Source organism: Arthrobacter sp. 49Tsu3.1M3 (assembly GCF_900168135.1).
GTDB lineage: Bacteria > Actinomycetota > Actinomycetes > Actinomycetales > Micrococcaceae > Arthrobacter.
This window is the reverse complement of the sequence record NZ_FUZD01000018.1, coordinates 55294-77260: the sequence shown is the minus strand read 5'-3', so window position 1 is coordinate 77260 and position 21967 is coordinate 55294. Positions and strand designations below refer to the sequence as shown.

General features: G+C 67.3%; 22 protein-coding genes. 8 read left to right on the top strand and 14 right to left on the bottom strand.

Annotated elements, in window-relative coordinates:
• Nucleotides 1-18: 18 nt before the first annotated feature.
• From B5X90_RS16580 to B5X90_RS16570, 3 genes are all read right to left on the bottom strand, one after another.
• Nucleotides 19-756 carry a GAF and ANTAR domain-containing protein gene (locus B5X90_RS16580; RefSeq protein WP_079555003.1) on the bottom strand — a complete coding sequence of 246 codons (738 nt, stop codon included), beginning with the start codon at nt 754-756 and terminating at the stop codon, nt 19-21.
• A gap of 36 nt (nt 757-792) precedes the next feature.
• Nucleotides 793-2079: a MinD/ParA family ATP-binding protein gene (locus B5X90_RS16575; protein ID WP_079554972.1), complete on the bottom strand. Its 1287-nt coding sequence runs from the start codon at nt 2077-2079 to the stop codon at nt 793-795.
• Nucleotides 2080-2196: 117 nt separating this feature from the next.
• Nucleotides 2197-3012 (bottom strand): MBL fold metallo-hydrolase, encoded by an 816-nt coding sequence (locus B5X90_RS16570; RefSeq protein WP_079554970.1) that lies wholly within the window; start codon nt 3010-3012, stop codon nt 2197-2199.
• Between the two features lie 231 nt (nt 3013-3243).
• Here B5X90_RS16570 and B5X90_RS16565 point away from each other — a divergent pair, with 231 nt between their 5' ends.
• Nucleotides 3244-3870: a TMEM175 family protein gene (locus B5X90_RS16565; protein ID WP_079554968.1), complete on the top strand. Its 627-nt coding sequence runs from the start codon at nt 3244-3246 to the stop codon at nt 3868-3870.
• Between the two features lie 49 nt (nt 3871-3919).
• On the opposite strand, the gene B5X90_RS16560 is transcribed toward B5X90_RS16565, so the two are convergent.
• Genes B5X90_RS16560 through pdhA form a run of 3 tightly spaced genes read right to left on the bottom strand, consistent with a single transcriptional unit; the run spans nt 3920 to nt 7886 of the window.
• Complete coding sequence (locus B5X90_RS16560; protein ID WP_079554965.1) at nt 3920-5521, bottom strand: dihydrolipoamide acetyltransferase family protein; 1602 nt, start codon at nt 5519-5521, stop codon at nt 3920-3922.
• Between the two features lie 2 nt (nt 5522-5523).
• On the bottom strand, nt 5524-6636 hold the full coding sequence (locus tag B5X90_RS16555; RefSeq protein ID WP_079554963.1) for an alpha-ketoacid dehydrogenase subunit beta: 1113 nt from the start codon (nt 6634-6636) through the stop codon (nt 5524-5526).
• On the bottom strand, nt 6633-7886 hold the full coding sequence (gene pdhA / locus B5X90_RS16550) for a pyruvate dehydrogenase (acetyl-transferring) E1 component subunit alpha (RefSeq protein ID WP_079554961.1): 1254 nt from the start codon (nt 7884-7886) through the stop codon (nt 6633-6635). The genes B5X90_RS16555 and pdhA overlap by 4 nt, the downstream gene beginning before the upstream one ends.
• Before the next feature lie 159 nt (nt 7887-8045).
• Between pdhA and B5X90_RS16545 the strand changes: the two genes are divergently transcribed.
• Nucleotides 8046-8510, top strand: a complete 465-nt coding sequence (locus B5X90_RS16545) for an Lrp/AsnC family transcriptional regulator (RefSeq protein ID WP_079554958.1) — start codon at nt 8046-8048, stop codon at nt 8508-8510.
• On the opposite strand, the gene galU is transcribed toward B5X90_RS16545, so the two are convergent.
• From galU to paaA, 7 genes are all read right to left on the bottom strand, one after another.
• Entirely contained in the window at nt 8507-9397 is an 891-nt protein-coding gene (gene galU / locus B5X90_RS16540; protein ID WP_079554956.1) for a UTP--glucose-1-phosphate uridylyltransferase GalU, read from the bottom strand. The genes B5X90_RS16545 and galU overlap by 4 nt on opposite strands.
• 98 nt (nt 9398-9495) lie before the next feature.
• Nucleotides 9496-10275 (bottom strand): enoyl-CoA hydratase/isomerase family protein, encoded by a 780-nt coding sequence (locus B5X90_RS16535; RefSeq protein ID WP_079554953.1) that lies wholly within the window; start codon nt 10273-10275, stop codon nt 9496-9498.
• 41 nt (nt 10276-10316) lie between these two features.
• The gene (paaE, locus tag B5X90_RS16530) at nt 10317-11555 is read right to left on the bottom strand and encodes a 1,2-phenylacetyl-CoA epoxidase subunit PaaE (protein WP_079554951.1); all 1239 of its coding nucleotides are present in this window, start codon (nt 11553-11555) and stop codon (nt 10317-10319) included.
• 15 nt (nt 11556-11570) lie between these two features.
• Entirely contained in the window at nt 11571-12155 is a 585-nt protein-coding gene (gene paaD / locus B5X90_RS16525; RefSeq protein WP_079554949.1) for a 1,2-phenylacetyl-CoA epoxidase subunit PaaD, read from the bottom strand.
• An 11-nt stretch (nt 12156-12166) separates the two neighbouring features.
• Nucleotides 12167-13063: a 1,2-phenylacetyl-CoA epoxidase subunit PaaC gene (gene paaC / locus B5X90_RS16520; protein ID WP_079554947.1), complete on the bottom strand. Its 897-nt coding sequence runs from the start codon at nt 13061-13063 to the stop codon at nt 12167-12169.
• A gap of 20 nt (nt 13064-13083) precedes the next feature.
• On the bottom strand, nt 13084-13386 hold the full coding sequence (paaB, locus tag B5X90_RS16515; protein ID WP_079554945.1) for a 1,2-phenylacetyl-CoA epoxidase subunit PaaB: 303 nt from the start codon (nt 13384-13386) through the stop codon (nt 13084-13086).
• Nucleotides 13383-14414: a 1,2-phenylacetyl-CoA epoxidase subunit PaaA gene (gene paaA, locus B5X90_RS16510; RefSeq protein ID WP_079554943.1), complete on the bottom strand. Its 1032-nt coding sequence runs from the start codon at nt 14412-14414 to the stop codon at nt 13383-13385. The genes paaB and paaA overlap by 4 nt, the downstream gene beginning before the upstream one ends.
• 105 nt (nt 14415-14519) lie before the next feature.
• On the opposite strand from paaA, the gene arfB reads away from it, so the two are divergent.
• Together arfB and B5X90_RS16500 are read left to right on the top strand one after the other, a co-directional pair.
• Nucleotides 14520-14942: an alternative ribosome rescue aminoacyl-tRNA hydrolase ArfB gene (gene arfB / locus B5X90_RS16505; protein ID WP_079554941.1), complete on the top strand. Its 423-nt coding sequence runs from the start codon at nt 14520-14522 to the stop codon at nt 14940-14942.
• A gap of 139 nt (nt 14943-15081) precedes the next feature.
• Nucleotides 15082-15705 (top strand): arsenate reductase/protein-tyrosine-phosphatase family protein, encoded by a 624-nt coding sequence (locus B5X90_RS16500; protein ID WP_079554939.1) that lies wholly within the window; start codon nt 15082-15084, stop codon nt 15703-15705.
• A 103-nt stretch (nt 15706-15808) separates the two neighbouring features.
• Here B5X90_RS16500 and B5X90_RS16495 read toward each other — a convergent pair whose 3' ends face one another.
• Nucleotides 15809-16060 (bottom strand): hypothetical protein, encoded by a 252-nt coding sequence (locus tag B5X90_RS16495; RefSeq protein ID WP_306292833.1) that lies wholly within the window; start codon nt 16058-16060, stop codon nt 15809-15811.
• Nucleotides 16061-16449: 389 nt separating this feature from the next.
• Here B5X90_RS16495 and B5X90_RS16490 point away from each other — a divergent pair, with 389 nt between their 5' ends.
• From B5X90_RS16490 to B5X90_RS16475, 4 genes are all read left to right on the top strand, one after another.
• On the top strand, nt 16450-17508 hold the full coding sequence (locus B5X90_RS16490) for an LCP family protein (protein ID WP_079554934.1): 1059 nt from the start codon (nt 16450-16452) through the stop codon (nt 17506-17508).
• A gap of 75 nt (nt 17509-17583) precedes the next feature.
• Nucleotides 17584-18699 (top strand): LCP family protein, encoded by a 1116-nt coding sequence (locus B5X90_RS16485; protein WP_256860292.1) that lies wholly within the window; start codon nt 17584-17586, stop codon nt 18697-18699.
• 27 nt (nt 18700-18726) lie between these two features.
• Nucleotides 18727-20943, top strand: coding sequence for a S9 family peptidase (locus tag B5X90_RS16480; RefSeq protein WP_079554928.1), 2217 nt, complete (start codon nt 18727-18729; stop codon nt 20941-20943).
• 243 nt (nt 20944-21186) lie between these two features.
• Nucleotides 21187-21960 carry a peptidoglycan-binding protein gene (locus B5X90_RS16475; RefSeq protein ID WP_079554926.1) on the top strand — a complete coding sequence of 258 codons (774 nt, stop codon included), beginning with the start codon at nt 21187-21189 and terminating at the stop codon, nt 21958-21960.
• Nucleotides 21961-21967 lie beyond the last annotated feature (7 nt).

Genomic DNA, 21967 nt, shown 5'->3' with positions numbered 1-21967 from the left:
GCCGCGGCCGTCCCTGCCCTACGCGTCGAAGTGGGTGCGGACTTCCTCGCTGGTGAGGTGCCGGAGCACGTCCGCGGCGACTTCCCGGAGCTTCTGGTTCCGGTTGCTGGAGACCTTGGTGAGGATGGCCATGGCTTGGTCCTGGGAGCAGCGGTTCTGGGCCATGATCACGCCGCAGGCCAGATCAATGGAAGTGCGGTGTTCCATGGCCGACTGGAGGTCTTCGGCCCGGGACTGGAAGGATCCGAGCCGCACGGCCAGCCGGAGGGCGCGGCCGGCGAGGTCGGCGAATCCGGCCGCCTCCGCAATGATGTCGTCTGTGAACAGCCCGGTGTCCGCCCCGAAGAAGTTCAGGGCCGCGGCGGCGTCGTCGCCGATTTCCAGCGGAACGCCCAGCGTGCTGCGGCATCCGTTGGCGGCAAGTTGCCGCTGGTAGTCGGGCCAGCGGGGATCGGCGTCGACATCCGCCAGAAGGACCACTGACTTGGTCCGCAGCGCCTCGATGCAGGGGCCGTCACCGAGGGTCTGTTCGATGCGGTCCAGGGTGACCGCCCGCGGGCTGCTGCCCGCGACCGTCATGGTCCGCTTGCGGCGCTGCAAGGTCACGCCGCACTCAATCTCGGCGCCGGTGGTACGGCTCAGCGTGGCGGCCGAGAACTCCGCGAGGCGGCCCAGGAAGTCCTCGACGTTGTCGGTCCCCAGAAGCAGGTCCTGGAGGTGGCGCGCGGCGTCGACCCCTAGTGAGTTGTTGGCCATGCTCAAATGTACCGCGGAGGTCGGCATGGGTCGCGCCTAGACGTATCCGTCGACGATTGCCGCGGCGATCTCCCGGTAGGCGCGCCGAGTTTCGGGGCGAAGCACATCAAGGGTGACGAGGTCGCCGTCGGCCACCCCGCGGTCGTGCGGAACCGCGATCAACTGGCGGCAGATGCCGGACAGGTGTTCCTCGATGGCGTCCTTGTCCACCCGGGTGGACACCTCGTCCTTGTCGGTGATGACCACGACGGCGTTGCGGGCCAGGTCTTCGTAGCCGTGGCTGGCCAGCCAGTGAAGCGTGCTGCGGGCCCGCTTGGCGCCGCTGACGGCATAGCCGGCCGCGATGATCAGGTTGTCCGCCGACTGCAGGATGCCGCTCATGGCATTGTGGGTCACGCCCGTGCCGCAGTCGATCAGCGCCACAGAGTAGTAGGCGGAGATGAGTTTGCGGATCCGCAGGTATTCCTCGGCCGTCAGCGAATCTGAGACCTCGGGGTCCTGCTCGCCGGCAATGAGGTGGAGCCTGCCGGCGTGGTGCATGTAGCGGGCCAGGGCGGTGAGGGAATCGACTGACTCGATTTTCCTGAGCAGGTCCGTGATGGTGCGCGGGCTCTGCTGCTGGTAGATCCCCTCGCCGAGGGCGCGCTCGACGAGATCGCCGGAATCGGGGTTGGCGTCGATGGCGCACGGCGGATCGCCGCGGAACTCGGCCAGGGTCAGTCCGACCCCGACCGTCGTGGAGGTCTTCCCGATGCCGCCCTTGAGGCTCAGGACGGCCGTGTTGTAGCTGCCCTGGAGCTGGCGGGAGATGCGCCGGGCCAGTTCGTCTTCCTCACGCTGCCTGGCACTCGGGCCCAGGTTCAGCCCGCCGCCGGTCAGGTTGTAGAGGGCACCGCGGAAACCGCCGACGGGCCGGGGCTTCTGTTCGCGGACAAAAAGACCCGGGGAGCTGATGAAGTCGGGCAGTGGGGCGTCGGCCAGGGCCGCGGCTTTGCTGGCCGAACGGGTGGAACGGGTGGGCTGGGCGGGCACGGCGGGAGCGGCCTCGGGGGCAGGCGGCTTCAGCACAGGATCCTTGGACGGTTTGGCAGGCTGCAGGCGCGCCGGCGCATCGGCGGCAGCGGCGGCCTCCGCCCAGGAACTGCTGGGGGCCGAAGGGCGCTGTTCGGCCTGGTTGCTCGAAATGATGGGCATGGTTCCTGTCCAGGCGTCAGAGTCGTCGCCGCGGCGGCGGTCTCTCCGAAGCGGAAGTTGGGCCTGCTCTTCAGCTGCTTCAGCTTCAGCGAGGGCGTTGGCGGTCTTGTTTTCGACCGGTTCTGGCATGTTCGTTCCCCCCAGGGATCACAGCGCAGACCGCTGCAGTGCTCGATTGACATCGTTCAAGGAACAAGTCTAGGGGCAGTAATGAGCACGCTTACCACTACCGCCAATATTCCGGCCCTAGCGGTGGGCCCGCGTGTCCTGCAGGCGCTTGATGAACCAGCGCGACTGTTCGGGGCCGTACGGCAGGATCGGGATGGCCTTGGTGGCATCGTCGGGGGTTTCCCGGGTGGCCTGGACCGCCTGCCGGACCGCGGTGGTCATGGTGTTGGCCATGGTCTTGACGAACTGGTCCGAGCACGGTTCGCCGTGGCCGGGAATCAGGAACTCGTAGCGGTGCCGCAGCGCGGAAAGGTGCCGGAGGGCGTCTGCCCAGTCTTCCGGGAATGAGTCCTCGAAGGACGGGTGGGAACCCTGTTCGACGAGGTCGCCGGCGAAGAGGGTGCTTGCCGTGCCGACCAGGAGGTCGCCGTCGGTGTGTCCGCGGCCCAGATAGAACAAGGTGGCGGTCTGTCCGCCAAGATCCACCAGGACCGGCTGGTCCTTCACGATGGCGTTCGGGACCACCAGCTCAGCGTCGGAGCCCTGACCGGCCGCCATTTCGGGTTCCGCGGAGGCCACCAGCCGGCGCTGCTCGTCACCGTTCTCCTCGATTTCGGCGGCGCAGTTCTCGTGCCCCCAGAATTCCGTGACGCCCTCACTGGCGAAGACGGCGTTGCCGAAGAAGTGGTCATAGTGGGCGTGCGTGTTGACCACGACGAGCGGCAGGCCGGTCTTTTCCCGCACGGCAGCCAGGATCTCGCGGCCCTGCCGGGGCCCGCCGCCGGTATCGATCACCATGGCGCGCTCGGTGCCGACCACCAGACCCGTGTTGAGCAGGGAACCTTGAGTTGTCAGTACGTAGTTGTCCGGACCGACCTCGAGCCATCGTGACATTGAATCTCCGTATTTCCGACGCTTTTCCGGCATTGTTGGTCCGGCGTTGTTGGTGCTGTACAGGCCTCGATTCTACCCGCGCTGGCTGGCATTTCCCTTCAGGGCATGCCCGTCCGGTCCCTGCGGCGGGTATGCCCGGACCCCTCGTCGTGGGCCGCGCGGCGGTGTAGCCTGTGGGCTACTTCCCTCAATGAGCCAGGTGCTCCACCGAACGAATGGGGGTGGCTCCCGTTGAAATCCGGAACGTCCCTGGAGCGGATGGTGTTCTTCAGCGATGCCGTCTTCGCCATCGCCCTGACGCTCCTGGCCCTGGACCTGAAACTGCCTGAAGGAATTCCCGCGGACCAAGTGGACGACGCCTTGGTTGCAGCACTGCCGCAGCTGCTTGCGTACGCCCTGTCCTTTGTCATCATCGCCAAGACGTGGATGTCCCACCACTCTGACTTTGCCCTCATCCGCCGCTTCAATGCGAACCTGGCCTGGCTGAATCTGGCCCTCTTGTTCTTCATCGCCATGCTGCCCGGTCCGACGTCGATCCTCAGCGACTACGGGGACGACCCAACCCCGTGGCCGACCGTCCTGTACGCCGCCAACATTGCCGCTGTCTATTTGATGCTGGCGGCCATCTGGGGCTATGCCAAGCATGCGGGGCTCATGGACCGCGAGATGGCCGTCCACGTCCACCGCCGCATCTTTTATGCGCGGATTGCCGTGGCGCTGGTCTTCCTGCTCTCAATTCCCGCGGCGTTCGTCCTCAACGCCTACACGCCGTTTGCTTGGCTGCTGCTCCTGCCGGCGTCGTGGCTGGCACGGTGGCTTTCCGCGCGGCCGCGGAGCGCAGGGGCCGCACAAGACTAATTGTGCGGCCCCTGCCCCCTCACCCGGGATGCAGATCCCCGGCTAAGCCTCACATGTCCGCGAGCACCGACCCCGGGTTCTCGATCGCGTCCGCGACGTAGCGCAGGAACCCGCCGGCCGCTCCGCCGTCGCACACCCGGTGGTCGAACGTGAGCGTCAGCTCGGTGACCTTGCGGACCGCGAGCTCGCCGTTGACCACCCAGGGCTTGTCGATGATCCGCCCGACGCCGAGGATTCCCACCTCAGGGTGGTTGATGATCGCGGCGGAACCGTCGACCCCGAACACGCCGTAGTTGTTCAGCGTGAACGTGCCGCTGCCCAGTTCCGCCGGGGTCGCTTTGCCCTCGCGCACGACGGCGGTGAGGCGGCGGATCTCGGCGTCCAGTTCGCGGGCGCTGAGCTTGTCCGCGTTCCGCACCGACGGCACCATCAGTCCGCGGTCGGTCTGCGCCGCGAACCCGAGGTTGACGCCGTCGAAGGCCACGATCTCCTGCATCGCGCCGCCCGCGGCATCCTCGGTGGTCACGATCCGGGTGTTGAGCTCCGGGAACTTCTTGAGCCCGGCAGTAACAAACCGTGCGATGAAGGCCAGCAGGCCCGGGGTGTTGTGCGGGTCCGCCTTCTTCAGCGCGGCACGCATCTCCACCAGCGCCGTGGCGTCCACGTCCACCCATACCGTGGCTTCCGGGATCTCGGAGCGGCTGCGCGACATGTTCGCCGCGACGGCCTTCCGCACTCCCCGGACCGCCGTGCGTCCGGAAATACCCAGCCCGGTGCGCGCGTCGGTGCCGGAAACCGCGGCCGGCGCTGCCGGCGCTGCAGACTCCGCAGCAGCCGGACGCTCAACCACCGGCGACGGCTTGATGACGGCCTCGACATCGCGCCGCATGATGAGACCGCTGGCCCCCGAGCCCTGGAGTTCGCCCAAATCAACCCCATGGTCCCGCGCCATCCGGCGAACCAGCGGAGAAATAACGGCCCCCAGCTTCCCGGGAACCCGGGTGCGCAGCAGCACCAGGTCATCGGCAGCCTTCTCGGCAGCAGAGACCCCGCTGACAGCCTCAGCCATCGCGGCCCGCTTAGGAGCCCGAGTCCGCCGGGCAACCCCATGGCCGCCCGGAGTGCCATAACCGATCAGGACATTCCCGGACCCGGCCTTCTCCTCCTCGCGATAAGCCTCAGCCGCAACAGCAGCAGGTGACGAAACAACGGCGTCAGGTGAGTCGGAAGCAACGGCCGGTGACGTACCCGCAGACCCAGCCGACGCAGGCGATGCCGCCCCGGGAGTGGCATCGGGCCTGTCGGAGCCGGTCGGCATGCTGCTTGCAGCAATGCCGACCGGCGAAGGGGCGGGGGCGGCATCGCCTGTGGCGGCGCCGACCCCACCGGAAACGGAAGCAGGAGCACCAACCGGCGTCACCGAGATCAGCGGCTTGCCGACGTCGAGCGTCTGGCCGGGTTCGCCGTGCAGCACGGCCACGGTGCCGGCGTACGGGGAGGGCACTTCCACCATGGACTTGGCTGTCTCCACCTCGGCGATCGGCTGGTCCACGCGGATCTCGTCGCCCACGGCCACGAGCCAGTTCACGAGCTCGGCTTCGGTGAGGCCTTCACCCAGGTCCGGCAGGAGGAATACTTTAGGTTCGCTCATGGTCAGTCTTCCCACTGGAGGTCGTCAACGGCGTCGAGGATGCGGTCCACGCCGGGCAGGTAGTAGTGCTCGAGCTTCGGCGCCGGGTAGGGCACGTCGAAGCCGGTGACGCGGCGGATCGGTGCGGCCAGGTGGTGGAAGCAGCGTTCCTGGACCCGGGCGACGATTTCCGAGGCCACGGACGCGAAGCCGTGGGCCTCGGCGATCACCACGGCGCGGCCGGTCTTGCGGACCGAGGCGCAGACGGTCTCGTCATCGAACGGCACGAGCGAGCGGACGTCGATCACTTCCAGCGAGCGGCCTTCCTCGGCGGCGGCGGCCGCTGCGGCAAGCGCCGTCGGAACGGACGGACCGTAGGCGATCAGCGTGGCGTCGGTGCCGGGGCGGGCGACGGCGGCCCGGCCCTCGGAGGACGTGCCGCGCTCGGTGTTCGCGGCGTGCTCGGCGCGCAGCGCGTCCAAGTCCACCTGGTCCTTGGACCAGTACAGCTTCTTGGGCTCCATGAACATGACGGGGTCGTCGGAGTCGATGGCTTCGCGGAGCATCCGGTAGCCGTCGGCCACGGTGGCCGGGGTGAAGACCTTCAAGCCGGCGGTGTGCGCGTAGTAGGCCTCGGACGAGTCGCAGTGGTGCTCCACTCCCCCGATGCCGCCGGCGTACGGGACCCGGATGACCATGGGCAGCTTCACGGCGCCCCTGGTGCGGTTGTGCATCTTGGCGACGTGGCTGACGATCTGTTCGAAGGCCGGGTACGCGAACGCGTCGAACTGCATTTCGATGACCGGGCGCATGCCGTTCATCGCCATGCCGACGGCCATGCCGACGATGCCGGATTCGGCCAGAGGGGTGTCGAAGCAGCGGCTCGTGCCGAAGGTCTTGGTGAGGCCGTCCGTGATGCGGAAGACGCCGCCGAGCATGCCTACGTCCTCGCCGAAGACCAGGACCGAGGGGTCCGCGTGCATGGCGTCCGCCATCGCGGTGTTCAGGGCCTTGGCAAGGGTGATGGTCTGCGGGCCGGCCTCTTCGGCCGCAACAGCAGCCTTGGCGGCGGCGCGCGCGGTCGCGGCGCTGACGTTGCCGTTCGCCTCGGAGGATGTGGTGATGGTGGGGCTCATATCCCGGCCTCCCTTGAGATGGATGTGGCTGCGGCAGATGCGGTTGCGGTGGATGCGGCGTCGCGGGCCAGTTCGTCGGCGAGCATGGCGGACTGTTCCTTCAGCTGTGGTGTGGGGGTGGAGAAGACGTACTTGAAGAGATCCTGCGGTTCCACCGGGACCTCTTCGCTGAGGCCTTCGCGCAGCTGTGTGGCTACCGCCTCTGCCTTCTCGGCAATCGCGGCGGCGCGGTCGTCGTCCAGCAGGCCGCGGTCCGTCAGGTAGGTCTGCATCCGGCTCAACGGGTCCTTCGCCACCCATTCGGCGACTTCGCTGTCCTGCCGGTAGCGGGTGGCGTCATCGGCGTTGGTGTGCGCCTGCATCCGGTAGGTGTGCGCCTCCACCAGCAGCGGGCCGGAACCTTCCCGGGCGAGCTTGACGGCCCGGCCGAGGACGGCGAGCAGGGCCACGATGTCGTTGCCGTCCACGCGTTCGCCGGCCATGCCGTAGCCCACGGCCTTGTGGGCCAGGGAGGGCGCAACGGACTGGTGCGCCAGCGGCACGGAGATCGCGTACTGGTTGTTCTGGACGAAGAAGACCACGGGCAGGTGGAAGACGGCGGCGAAGTTCAGGGCCTCGTGGAAATCGCCTTCGCTCGTGGCGCCGTCGCCGCACATGGCCAGGACCACGGTGTCCTCGCCGCGCAGCTTGGCGGCGTGGGCGACGCCGACGCCGTGCAGCAGCTGGGTGGTCAGCGGGGTGCACTGGATGCCGACCTTGTTCTTGGCGGGGTCGTAACCGCCGTGCCAGTCGCCGCGGAAGAGCGTCATCGTCTGGACCGGATCCACGCCGCGCGCCATGACGGCCACGGAGTCGCGGTAGGTGGGGAACAGCCAGTCACCCTCGGCAAGGCACAGTGCGGCGGCAACCTGGCACGCCTCCTGGCCGTGGCTCGAGGGGTAGACGGCCATGCGGCCCTGCCGGACCAGCGCGGAGTTCTGGTCATTGACGCGGCGGCCGATGACCAGCTGCTCGTACGCGGCCATCAGTTCGGCCTCGCTGGGCAGGCTGTACTCGTGCCCCGGCTGGGTGCCCTGCTCCGTGTGGGGATTCAGGGTTCCGTCCGGGCCCACCATCTGGATCTGATGGCGTGCGGGCAGCATGTAGTCCTCCACGGTGATACCGAACTTGCTCACGGCATCACCGGCTGGATCTTGTTGCGCGGCCTGCTGCGCAGCTGGCTGCGCAGCGTGGTCTGCGGAGATCGTCATTGGTCCGTCCTTCTGTAGCCACTAATCTTTCCCAGTATGCCGCCAGCCGATGTTTCGTATCGACCTCTCCGGGGAATCGTGGAGATCTCCACAAAATTGCCCTAATCTGGAAGACAAATCGTAAGTGTGAGCTGGATTACCGGCGGGGGTCGTAGACGAATGGCAGAGCTAGAAACAGAGCAGGCGGCGGTGCCGCTGGACGATGTGGACCGGAACATCATCGCGGAGCTGACCCGGGACGGCCGGATGTCGGTGACGCAGGTGGCCGAGAACGTCCACATTTCCCGCGCCCACGCCTACACCCGCATCGCGCGGCTCACGGGCGAAGGCGTCCTGACCAAGTTCACCGCCCTGGTGGATCCCATCAAAGCCGGCCTGAAGTCTTCTGCCTACGTCACGCTGAAAGTGCGCCAGCATTCCTGGCGCGAGCTGCGCGAACTCCTGCGCGCGATCCCCGAGGTCCACCACATCGCGCTGGTCGGCGGGGACTTCGATGTCATCCTGTTGGTGCGCGCCGTGGACAACATCGACCTGCGCCGGGTGATCTTCGATCAGCTGCAGTCCATGCCCGGAGTCCTGGACACCCAGACGTTCCTGGTGTTTGAGGATCTGGACACCCGCTAGCTGACGAACGCCTTCATCCAGGCCCGGAGCTCTTCGCCGAATTCCACCCGGTCGGCTGCGATCGAGATGACCGCCTTAAGGTAGCTCAGCTTGTCTCCGGTGTCGTACCGGCGGCCCCGGAAGACCACCCCGTAGACGCCTCCGCCCTCGCAGTCGGACACGGCAAGGGTCTGCAGCGCGTCGGTGAGCTGGATTTCGCCGCCGCGGCCGGGCGGCGTGTCCTCCAGGACATCGAAAATCTCCGGGTGCAGGATGTACCGGCCGATCACGGCCAGGTTGGACGGGGCCTCGGCGGCGGCGGGCTTCTCCACGAGCCGGTTGACGCGCACATGGTCCTGGCCCGGCACCGTCGAAACGTCGGCGCAGCCGTAGGCACTGATTTCCGCCGGATCCACCTCGATCAGGGCCACGACGGAGCCGCCGGTCCGGGCCTGGACCTCCATCATGGCGGTCAGCAGCTCGTCCCGCTCGTCGATCAGGTCATCGCCCAGCAGGACGGCGAACGGTTCGTACCCGACGTGCTGGCGGGCGCAGAGGACGGCATGGCCGAGCCCCTTGGGGTCGCCCTGGCGCACGTAGTGCAGCGGGCCCAGGCGGGAAGCGTGGCGGACGGCCTCCAGCCTGTCGAAATCACCCTTGAGTTCGAGGGCGTGCTCCAGCGAGGGCTCGCGGTCAAAGTGGTCCTCCAGCGCCCGCTTCTGGCGCCCGGTCACCATGAGCAGATCCGTCAGCCCGGCCCGGACGGCTTCTTCCACCACGTATTGGATGGCCGGCTGGTCGACCACGGGCAGCATTTCCTTGGGCATCGCCTTAGTTGCCGGCAGGAACCGCGTTCCTAGTCCCGCCGCGGGTATGACAGCCTTATTTACAGATTTCCCCAGAGTCATAACCGAACATTACAAGCGGGTTCCGGAAATGAGAATGCTTCGAAGCAAAGACGGGTATCCGGGAAATGCATTTCCGGGTACCCCGGCCGGGCCGGCCTTCAGCCCTTGAAAACCGGGCTGCGCTTCTCCTGGAAGGCCCGGAAACCCTCGGCGTAGTCCTCGCTCTTGCACAGCCGCGCCTGTTCTGCGTTTTCCTCTTCCATGGCCTCCCACAACCCCAGCCGCTGGTCCCGGATGTGCGCGACGAGCTCCTTGCTGGCCCGGAACGCACCCGTGGCGCCGGTGGCAACGCTGGCCACGATGGCGCGGGTATTCGCCAGCAGTTCCGCCGCGGGCATGGCCCGGCTGAACAGGCCCTGCGCCACTGCGTCGGCGCCGCTCATGAGCTGGGCGGTGTAGATCAGGTCAAGGGTCCGGTGCATGCCGAGGCGCTCGGTGAAATACCAGTGCCCGCCCGAATCGAGGGTGGCGCCGAGCTTGGCGAACGGCGAGCCGACCTTGGCATTCTCTGCCACGTAGACCACATCCGTGGCCAGCAGCAGCCCCAGCCCCACGCCGAGGCAGGCGCCTTGGGCGGCGGCGAACGTGGGCGCGGGGAAGGCGCTCATTTTCTTCAGCAGCGGCTGGACGAGCCCGCCGAGGTAAGCCTGCGCGTCATCGCTCTCCGGTGTAACGCCGGCGATGTCACGGCCGGCGCAAAAGGCCCGGCCCTCGCCGCGGAGCAGCAGCGCCCGGACTTCGCCGCGCCCGGCGGCGTCAGCGGCGTCGTCGTACGCCCGGGACAAATCCGCGAGCGCCTGCTCGTCGAGGGAGTTCAGCTTGTGCGGGGCGTCGAGGACGACCTCGGCGACGCCGTCGGCGATGGAGAGGGAAATCATGGGGCTCCTTGGATTCGAAAAGGCCTGGACGTCGTAAAACCTTAGACGTCGAAGTCGACCGTGACTTCCGGTGTGGTGGGGTGGGACTGGCAGGTCAGGACGTAGCCCTTGTCGAGCTCGTCCTGCTCCAGGGCGTAGTTCTCGTCCATGGTGACGTTGCCGCTGACCACCTTGGCCCGGCAGGTGCCGCAGACGCCGCCGGCGCACGCGAACGGCACATCGGGGCGGACCCGGAGGGCGGCGTTCAGGATGGACTCGCGGGCATGGGTGGGGCTGGCCACTTCGCCCTGCAGCCCGTCCAGCTTGAACGTGATCTTGTAGGTTTCCTTGGATTCGTCCGTGACCACGGGCCGGCCAATGTTGCCCTCGGGGCGCTCCGGCTTGCCCGAGGTGAACAGTTCGAAGCGGACATGCTCCGGGGAGACGCCGCGCGCGGCGAGGGTGTCCCGGCAGAGCTGGACGAGTTCGAACGGGCCGCAGAGGAACCATTCGTCGACGTCGTCGGCGTGGATCGCGGTGCCCAGCAGGGCCTGCAGCTTCTCGGCGTCGATCCTGCCGCTGAGCAGCGGCGCGATCCGCTGTTCACGCGAAAGGACGTGGTGCAACGCCAGCCGGGCCGGGTACCTGTCCTTCAGGTCCGCGAGTTCTTCCAGGAACATCACGTCCATCGCGGCCTTGTTGGCGTAGATGAGGTCGAAGCGGGTTTCCGGGTGGGCCGCCAGCAGGGTGCGGGCGATGGCGATCACGGGGGTGATGCCGGAGCCGGCGGCGATGGCCACGAAGGAGCCGGGCTCACCCGCCAGTTCCGTTGCCATGTCCTGCGGATGGTTCATGGAGTTCATGATGTTCTGTTCCACGGACTTGCCGTCGCGGCCGTGCTTGGAGACAAAGGCGCCCATGGGGCTCATGACGTCCAGGACGTCGCCGGCCCTGAGTTCGGCATTGGCCCACGTGGAGAACAGGCCCCCGAGGTCTTTCTTGATGGCCACGCGGATTTCGCTGCTGCCGTCCGCGAAACTGCGCGGTTCGGCGCAGATCGAGTAGCTGCGGCGGATCTCGTGCGGCTGGCCGTCGGCGTCGGGCAGGGTGGTGCGCAGCGCGACGTACTGGCCCGGCAGGTAGTCGAACTGCCCGGCGAGCTCGGCCGGGACCCCGAACGTCACCTCGATGGCGTCGTCGGTGAGCCGGCGGACCTCGTCCACCGTCAGGGTGTGGAAGGACGCACGACGGCGGCCGGTGGCTGCGGCCGACTCCGCGGCGGTCTGGCGGACAACCTTCATGGAGGCACCTGTTCCTTACAAGACTTTGAAGTAGTCGAACGGTTCCTTGCAGTCCTGGCACACGTAGAGGGCCTTGCAGGATGTGGAACCGAAGCGGGTGAGTTCTTTGGTGTTCAGGGATGAGCACTGGGGGCACTTGACGGCGAGCGCGAGCCGGACCGGCCCGGCGTGCCGGACTGCTTTTCCATCAACAGCCGTCCGGCCGGACGGCGGGGCTATCCCGTACTCTTCCAGCTTGGCCTTGCCGTCCGCACTCATCCAGTCAGTGGTCCAGGCCGGTGAGAGGACAAGTTCGACCCGGACGCTCGGGTACCCCGCGCGGTGGAAGGCCGCGGTGAGGTCATCCCGGATGGCGTCCATGGCGGGGCAGCCGGAGTACGTCGGGGTGATGGTGACCTGGACGGCGGGAACCATCCCGCCGTCGTCAGTGCTTGGTTCCGTCGAGACCTGGACATCGCGCAGGATGCCGAGGTCCGCAATGGTGAGGACCGGGATTTCGGGGTCGCACACGGTGGCAGCGACCGCCCAGGCCTTCTCCCGGGCAGTATTGCCCTTGGCAGCGTTGCGGCGCTCAGCGGTTTCCGGATCGGAGACAAACATTTCCATGGTCTCTACCAGCTGGCTCCGGGGTACTCGCGGGCGAGCACCTGCATCTCGGCGAGGATGTAGCCGAGGTGTTCGGAGTGCAGGCCGCGGCGGCCCCCGCCCGGTGATGGCTGGACGTTGGGGACCTCGAGCTCGGCTTCGGCCAGGATCTCGCCGGTGAGCCGGTCGAAGTCCTCGCGCAGGCTCGACGGCTGGGGCGCGGCGCCGGCTTCGCTGAGGCGTCCGGTGAGTTCGTCGTCGCGGAACAGTTCATCCACGTAGGGCCAGATGACTTTGAACGCGTGGATCATGCGCCGGCGCGATTCGTCCGTGCCAAGGGCCAGGCGCAGCACCCACTGGGCGCTGTGGTCCCGGTGGTAGTCAACTTCCTTGACTGCCTTGGCAGCGATGCCGGCCAGGGTGGAGTCGGTGGAGGACGTCAGCCGGCGGTAGAGCTCGAACTGGTAGTAGCTGACTACGAACTGCCGGGCGATGGTGACGGCGAAGTCCCCGTTCGGCTGCTCGAAGAGCGCCGCGGAGCGGAATTCGTGCTCGCGGCGGAAGTAGGCGAGGTCGTCTTCGCTGCGGCCGTCCAGGCCGCCGGCGTAGCTGAGGAAGGACCGGGCATGGCCCAGTTCGTCCAGGGCGATGTTGCCGAGGGCGACGTCCTCTTCGAGCTCCGGCGCGCGGGAGATCCAGTGGCCCAGGCGCTGGGCCAGGATCAGGGCATCGTCACCCAGGCGCAGGGCGAACTCGGCAGCGTCCTCGCTCGGCTTCGCGGAGCCGTGGCTGACGGCGAGGGCGATGTCTTCAGGACGGAGGGCATTGCCGGGGGTGATGCGGGTGGCGCTCGCGGTGCCGTCACCGCTGGCGCCCGCACCGGATACGCCGACCGAGATGTCGCCGTGGCCGCTACCGTGCATGTCTGTTTCGGGAGAGGTGCTCACAGGTGCTTCACGCCCTCACTCTTGGTGTAGTAGGTGGCGTGGCGGTAGTCCTTGCCCTGGGGGGATTCAAAGAAGGAACCCTTGGAATCGGGGTCGCTGGAGGCGATGGCCTCGGCCGGGACCACCCAGATGGACACCCCTTCGTTGCGGCGGGTGTAGAGGTCCCGGGCGTTGCGCAGGGCCATGGCCGCGTCGGGCGCATGCAGCGATCCTGCATGGACGTGGGACAGGCCGCGGCTGGAGCGGACGAATACTTCCCAGATGGGCCAGACGTTTCCTGCGTGGGGTTCGGTTGTCATGCTGCGGATACCTTTTCTGCTTGCTTCTTTGCCTGCTTTTCCGCATAGGCCGCGGCGGCTTCGCGCACCCAGGCGCCGTTCTGGTGTGCCTCGCGGCGCCGTTCCAGGCGCTGGGCGTTGCAGGGGCCGCGGCCGGCCAGGACTTCATGGAATTCATCCCAGTCCAGCGGCCCGTGCTCCCATTTCCTGGTTTCCTCGTTGAACCGGATGTCCTTGTCCGGAAGCGTCAGGCCGAGGACCTTGACCTGCTCCATCATCATGCCGACAAACCGGTTGCGGAGCTCGTCGTTGCTGAACCGCTTGATGTTCCAGGCCATGGACTGCTTGGAGTTCGGCGAATCGTCATCCGGGGGGCCGAACATCATCAGGGCGGGGGCGTACCAGCGGTTCACCGCTTCCTGTGCCATCTGCTTCTGCTCGGGAGTGCCGTTGGAGAGTTCCAGCAGGATCTCGAAGCCCTGGCGCTGGTGGAAGGACTCTTCCTTGCAGACGCGCACCATGGCCCGGCCGTAGGGACCGAAGGAGGCGCGGCAGAGCGGCACCTGGTTGGCGATCGCGGCGCCGTCGACCATCCAGCCGATGGCTCCCATGTCGGCCCAGGTGCGGGCGGGGTAGTTGAAGATGGAGGAGTACTTGGCCTTGCCGTCCATCAGGTCCTGCATCATCTGATCGCGCGGCTGGCCGAGGGTTTCGGCAGCGGAGTACAGGTAGAGTCCGTGGCCGGCCTCGTCCTGGACCTTGGCCATGAGGATGGCCTTACGCTTCAGGCTCGGGGCGCGGGAGATCCAGTTGGCTTCGGGCTGCATGCCGATGATCTCCGAGTGCGCGTGCTGCGAGATCTGGCGCAGGAGCGTTTTGCGGTAGGCCGGGGGCATCCAGTCACGCGGCTCGATCCGGGAATCTTCCGCCATGACCTTGTCGAAGTATGCCTGGCCCTCGGCGTCGCGCCGGGCCGCGTCTTCGGGGCTCAGTTCAGGCCGTGCCGGCGATGGCTCGGCGGGCACTGACTGCAGGGTCTGCGATGCCATGGTTGCTCCTAAATGATTTCCGATAAATAATTACCGACCGTTCGTTCAGGATATGCGGAAGGCCGGAGATGCGTCAAGGACAGGAATCCGTGCAACGCTGGTTGCATGGATCTGGAGGTGTCGGCCGCGCTCACCATTCCCGCGTCGGAGCTCCGCTGGCGGTTCTCGCGCTCGTCCGGACCCGGCGGCCAGCACGTCAATACCTCGGACAGCCGCGTCGAACTCTCGTGGAACGTCGCGGCCTCGACGGCGCTCTCGGATGGCCAACGGCTGGTCCTGGCCACGCGCCTTGAACGGCGCCTCATCGCCGAAGTGATCACCGTGACCGCCGCCGAGCAGCGCTCCCAGCTGCGCAACCGCGAGATCGCCCTGGCCAAGCTCGCCGGCCTCGTGGCGGAGGGTCTTGCCCCCGAGGCTGCCCGCCGCCGGGCAACCAAGCCCACCCGCGGCTCGAACCGTCGACGCCTCGCCGCCAAGGAACAGCGGGCAGCGACGAAACAGCAACGACGGCGGCCGTCCGCCGAATAGCGCCGTCCGGTCATCCGGCCGTCCAGTCATCCAGCCGTCCAGTCATCCAGCCAGCGGGGAAACGCGCGCCCGCGCCCGGGGGAGGATAAGCTCGAAGATCACGTCGCCGCTAAGCATCACGAACCGGAAAAAGGAAGCCTTGGAGTCGTCCCCACCCATTCGGATCCTGACCGTCTGCACAGGGAACATCTGCCGTTCCCCCGTCGCAGAACGCCTTCTCCAGGCCGGACTTGACCGGATGAAACCCGGCGCCTTCGAGGTGGAGAGTGCCGGCACCCGGGCCATGGTGGGCCAACCCGTCCAGCCCAGCTCAGCGGACATCATCCGGAGCTATGGCGGAACACCGGAAGGCTTTGCCGCCCGACAGTTGACGCCGGCGATCCTGCGCGACACCGACCTGGTCCTGACCATGGCCGCACATCACCGCGGCGAAGCACTGCAGATGGATGCCTCCCTGCTCCGGCGCACGTTTACCATCCGCGAGTTCGCGCGCATGCTGAGGGTCCTGGAACAGCGCGGCAGCACCCAGCGGGATGGCACGGCGGATCCGGCGGTGGACCTGAGAAGCTTTTGGCGCGAATTGCCTGCCCGGGCCGCCGCGGTCCGGCACCTGACGGTTGCCCAGGACGCTTCAGATGACGACGTCGTGGATCCCTACGGACGCGGCGAGGGAATGTACCGGCAGATGGAGTACGAGCTCGCGCCCGCGCTCCTCACCATCCTGCGTTTCGCGCGCACCGCCACCGAGTTGCACAACGGCTAAGTTGCACAACGGCTGAGCAGCACAACAGCTGAGCGGCACAACGGCTGAGATTAGCCGCATTAGCCGGACACGCCCGGAGGAGTTTTCGTTCGAGGGCCCGGACCTAGGCCGCCAGCCTCCTGGCCCGGGGAGCCGCCACCGGTTCCACCGGCGCCACGATGCTGAGCTGGCATTCGGACTGAAGCGGATCAATGGCGGCGGGCAGGTGGTGGGAGGCCGAGCACTCCCGCAACTGCTCGAGGGCCGCCGGCTCCACCACTGCGTGGCTGACATCCAGCACCAGGTGGAGTCCTTCTTTCAGGTGGTTCGCCCGTTTGACCACCACGTACAGGGCCTGGAGGCTTCTTGCCGTCACATGTCCCTGCGCTGCTACTTCTGCCTGACCGCAATCGAGGTCGAGCCTGACAAGAACCCGGAGTTTGTGGTTCAAACGATTCCCCTGTTCGTGCATTTACTGCTTTGGCCGCGACGCTGCGACCGGTTTGGCCGCGACGCTGCGACCGCCCCCAGCCTAGGCAGGGAGTGTGACGCAGGCAACAGTGCGCTTCATATCCGGGAAACCCCGCGTTATCTAGTGCCTTCTTGGGCCAGAACTGTTGTTGCCACGCCCCGTGTACTGTAAAGAAGGCCGCCACCGGGCCCACTTCCAGGCATCTGGCCCCCGGCGCAGCAAGCCTGAGTGCAGCCAGCCTGAGCAGTGACAGATAGATTCCGGGCACCGTCCCGGCTGACCAAGAGGAATACATGACGCACCCCTTCGACAGCGCAGACCAAGTCCCCGCGGCCGGATCCAGGGAACGGCGGCCCGCGAGAAAACACCGGGGCCGCAAGGTGCTGATCGCCGTCGCCGTAGTGGTGGCGCTCGTCGCGGTGGTGGCTGGCGGATACCTCTTCAACCTGGCACGGACCTTCGACTCCGGCACGAGCAAGATTGAGCAGGCCTTCCCCGACGAGTCCACGCGTCCACAGAAGACAAACACCGCGATGAATATCCTGGTGATGGGCAGCGACAGCCGCGGCGCCACCGAAGCTGATGCCGCGGGCGGAGCGCCCACGAACCAGCGCGCGGACACGCTGATGCTCATGCACATCCCGGCGGACCGCAAGAACATCTACACGATGTCCATCATGCGCGACCTCTGGGTGGACATCCCCGGACACGGCGAGGCGAAAATCAACTCGGCGCTGGCCCTTGGCGGTACGCCGCTGATGGTGCAGGCCATCGAGTCGATCTTCCACCAGCGCATCGATCACGTGGCGATGATCGACTTCGAGGGCTTCAAGGGCCTCACTGACGCGCTGGGCGGGGTAACTGTGAACATCAAGGTGCCGTTCAGCTCCACCGCGCTGCCGGGCCAGTCCTTCGCCCCGGGCCAGCACACCTTCGACGGAACCCAAGCCCTGGCCTTCGTGCGCGAACGCCACGCCTACGCCGACGGCGACTACCAGCGGGTCCGCAACCAGCAGGAGTTCCTCCGGGCCATCATCAAGAAATCGACCGCCGGCCAGACGCTGAGCAACCCGCTCACCATCAACAACATGGTCGGCGCCGTCTCGCCGTACGTCACGGTCGACAAGACCTTTGATTCGGGAGCCGTGGCAGGGCTGGGGCTCGAGCTCAAGGACATCCGGGCGCAGAACACCGTCATGTTCACCCTGCCGACCGGGGGCATCGGAACGTCCACGGACGGCCAGTCGATCGTGCTGGCCGACCCGGACGCCATCCAAAAAATCTCCGCGGCGATGGCCTCTGACACGCTGGGCGACTACGTAGCGGCGAACAAGTTCGAGAACGGCAACTAAGCCCGGCCGGGTGAGGCGCCCAGAGAGGCCCTTGGACCCATAGTCCGCGGCCGGGCGCGGTGGTAGCGTCCGCGTATGGGGAACGCTCCGGAGCCAGCAGCAGCGGCTTCCGCGGCGTCCCCGCCCCCTCCTCCGCCCGCCGCGGCAGGCGCCCGCCGCCGGACGATGCTGCTGCTGGGAGCACTGCTCGCGGTCGCCGCCGCGGTGGCAGTCGCAGTCGCGGCCTACATTCTCCCCGGGTCCCGCCCTGGCGGCCCCGGCCCGGCCGGGGCCACCGCACCGGCCGCCGCCCCGGCGGCCGCGACAGCGACGCCGGCCAGCCCCACGCCGGCGCCCACCCCCACGCCCACCCCGGAACCACCCGCCGTCGCCCTCAACATCCTGCTGATCGGGAGCGACAGCCGGGTGAATGAGCGGGCGGCGGCGGCCCGCGGCGCCACCTCCGACCAGCGCGGCGACGCCCTGGTGCTGATCCACCTCCCGGCGGACCGGAAGAGTGTCTACGGCATCTCGGTCATGCGCGATCTTTGGGTGGACATCCCCGGCCACGGAACCGCAAAGGTGAATGCCGCGCTGGAACTGGGCGGACTGCCGCTGATGACGCGGACGGTGGAGGCGCTGCTGGGTGCGCACATCGACCACACGGTGATGCTGGATTTTCAAGGGTTTGCGGCCATGACAGACGCGCTCGGCGGTGTCGACGTCAACATCAAACAGTCATTCACCGCCACCGCAGATGACAAGGTGCACTTTGCGGCGGGCGTGAACCACCTCAACGGGCTGCAGGCCCTGGCCTTTGTCCGCGAGCGCCATGCGTTCGCCGATGGCGATTACCAGCGGGTCCGGAACCAGCAGACGTTCTTGAAAGCCATGATGGCCAAGTTGGCTTCCGAAGGAAGCCTGGCGGACCGCGGCACCGTCCGCAAACTCATCAAGACGGTGCTGCCGCACGTGACCCTGGACGCAAGCTTCACCCTGGAGTCGCTGGAAACCCTCGCCTTCGGCCTGCGGAGCACCCCGCCGGGGCGTGGCGTGTTCTTCACCCTGCCGACCGCCGGGACCGGGACCAGCCGCGACGGCCAGTCGATTGTCCTGCAGGACCCTGCCGCGACCGCAGCGCTCTCCGCCGCACTGCGCTCGGGAAAGCTCCCCGGCTACGTGGCGGCCAACAATCTGCAGAACGGCAATTGAGGCGTCGCTCTTCGGTAGATTGGGTCCATGACCCAGACTCCCGCCCAGCCGTCCCCGCAGCCTCCCGTCGCCCGGAAAGTTCCCTCGGTGCGCACCCACCACGGCGACGCGTTCGAGGACAACTACGAGTGGCTCCGGGACAAGGAGTCCGCAGAGGTCGTGGACCTGCTCAAGGCGGAAAACTCCTACCAGGAGTCCGTGACCGCGCACCAGGAGCCGCTGCGCGAGGCAATTTTCCAGGAAATCAAGGGCCGCACCCAGGAAACTGACCTTTCCGTCCCGAACCGCAAGGACGGCTGGTGGTATTTCACCCGCTCGGTCGAGGGCAAGGAGTACGGCATCCACTGCCGCGTGCGCGGCCAGAACACCGGGGACCGTGTCGCGGACTGGACTCCCCCGGCAGTGGAGGCCGGCGTCGTCATCCCCGGCGAGGAAGTCCTCCTCGATGGCAACCTTGAGGCCGAGGGCAAGCCGTTCTTCGCCGTGGGCGGAGCCGCCACGACCATCGACGGCACCCTCTACGCCTACGCCGTGGACAACGCCGGCGACGAGCGCTTCACCCTGCGCATCAAGGACCTCCGCACCGGTGACTTGCTGCCGGATGTGATCGAGAACGTCTTCTACGGCATCTCCTTCTCCCCCGACGGCAGCCGGATCTTCTATACCGTGGTGGACGATTCGTGGCGGCCGTACCAGGTCAAGGCCCACGTGCTCGGCACACCCGTCAGCGAGGATACGGTCATCTACCAGGAGGACGACGTCGCCATGTGGCTCGGCTTCGAGCTCTCGGCCGACCGGCGGCACCTGGTGCTCAGCATCGGCTGCTCCGAGTTCAGCGAGACCCGCCTGCTGCGCTTTGATGACCCCGACGCCGGCCTGCGCACCGTGATCTCCCGCGACGAGCGCATTCTCTACGAGGCCGAGCCGTTCCTCCTGGCGGACCCCTCTGGGCGGGGCCGGGAGCGGATCCTGCTCACTCACAACAAGGACGCCATCAATTCCATGGTCTCGCTGGTGGACCCGGCCGAACTCGCAAAGCCGCTCGCCGAGCAGCACTGGGACACCGTCGTCGCCCATTCCGACCAGGTCCGGGTCAACGGCGCCGGCGTCACCTCGACCCACGCGGTGGTCTCCGTGCGCAAGGACACCATTGAACGGGTCCAGGTCCTGCCCCTGGCAGGACTGGGCACCCCGGAGCAGGGCGCCGCCGTGGAGCCTGCGTTCACCGAAGAGCTGTACACCGCCGGCGTCGCGGGCTCCGACTACGAGGCGCCCGTGATCCGGATGGGCTACACCTCTTACTTCACCCCGTCGCGGGTCTACGACTTCGTGCTGCCCACCCCGGAGCTCCCGGCCGGTGAACTCCTGCTGCGCAAGGAGAGCCCGGTGCTGGGCGGCTACACGCCGTCGGACTACGTCGCCACCCGGGAATGGGCGGTGGCGTCCGACGGGACCCGGATTCCGCTCTCGGTCCTCCGCCACGCCTCCGTCCGGCAGGATTCGACGGCGGCCGGCCTGGTGTACGGCTACGGCTCCTACGAAATGAGCATGGACCCGGGATTCGGGATCCCCCGGCTGTCCCTGCTGGACCGGGGCATCGTGTTCGTGATCGCCCACATCCGTGGCGGTGGCGAGCTGGGCCGGCACTGGTACGACGACGGCAAGAAGCTGCACAAGAAAAACACGTTCACCGACTTCATTGCGGCCACGGACTGGCTCGCCGGTTCCGGCTGGGTGGATCCGGCCCGGATCGCGGCGATGGGCGGCTCCGCCGGCGGCCTGCTCATGGGTGCGGTCGCCAACCTGGCGCCGGAAAAGTACGCGGCGATCGTTGCCGCCGTCCCGTTCGTGGACGCGTTGACCACCATCCTGGACCCCGACCTGCCGCTCTCGGCGCTGGAGTGGGAGGAATGGGGCAATCCGATCACCGACCCGGACGTGTATGCGTACATGAAGTCGTACACGCCCTACGAGAACGTCCGTGCCGTGGCGTACCCGAAGATCGCCGCGGTCACCAGCTTCAACGACACCCGCGTGCTCTACGTGGAGCCGGCCAAGTGGGTGCAGCGGCTGCGCGAGGTGAACACCGGCAGCGAACCCGTTGTCCTGAAAATCGAGATGGAAGGCGGCCACGGCGGCGCCTCGGGCCGCTACGTGCAGTGGCGCGAACGGGCCTGGGACTACGCGTTCGTCGCCGATTCCCTCGGCGCCACGGAACTGCTGCCCGGAGCCGGACTGAAGTAAGAACCCATCGATTGCTCCGTAGCCGCCCTTTTGGACCTCCATGGGGGCAGTTACGGACAATCGCTGCGTTTTCCGGCCGGTCGACGGGCTTTCCGGCATTATTCCGGGAGCCCGCTACCGATATTTGGTCATCATGCTTACTATTTACTGGCATGATGGGCACTTCGACGTGGAACCCGTCCGCTGGGGGCGGGGCGTCGTGGGGCTTTGACCGGGCACTGGGTGCCGGAGATGGAGTTTGTTATGAGCGTTGAGCAGGGAATGACCCCGTTGACTGATGATGAGCTGATGGCGCAGGGCGGCACGGCCCTCCCGGACAAGGAAGTCGCCTCCGTCCTGGACCTGAACGCCGACCTGAACCTGGGGATCAGCGCCGCGGCGCCGATCGACCTCGGCGTCGCGGCCAACGCCAACGTGGCCGCCCCGATTGACGCAGGCGCGTCGGCTAACGTGCTCTCCGTCGGATCCGAATCCCAGGCCCTCGCCGACCAGGGCACCATCATCAACCAGGGCGTCACGGGCGATGCCACGGCAGACTCCACCCAGGACAGTGTCATCGACCAGGGCACCGCTGCGGATTCCGGCACGACTGCTGCCGCCCCTGCCGCCACGGATCCGGCCACGTCTGCTGCCACGGCCGACCTCGGCGGCGCCGTACCCGCCGGCACGGTACCCGCCGATGCCACCGGCGTCTTGCCGGATGGCACGGCCCCGGACCTGGGCGGTGCGCTGCCGACCGACGTGGGAGCCGCCGCCGGCGCCGCGGGTGCCCTCAGCGGCAACCTGCTCAACGTCGATGTGAACCTGGACGCCAACGCGGGCATCGCGGCACCGATCAATGGTGCGGTGGCCGCCAACGCCAACGTGGCCGCGCCGATCGACGCTGCCGTCGGCGCCAACATCGGCTCCATCGACAGCAACGCGTTCGCCGTCGCCCAGCAGGATGCCATCATCAACCAGGACATCCATGGCGACGCCACGGCGTCGGCTGACCAGCAGTCCGACCTGAAGCAGTAGCACCTAG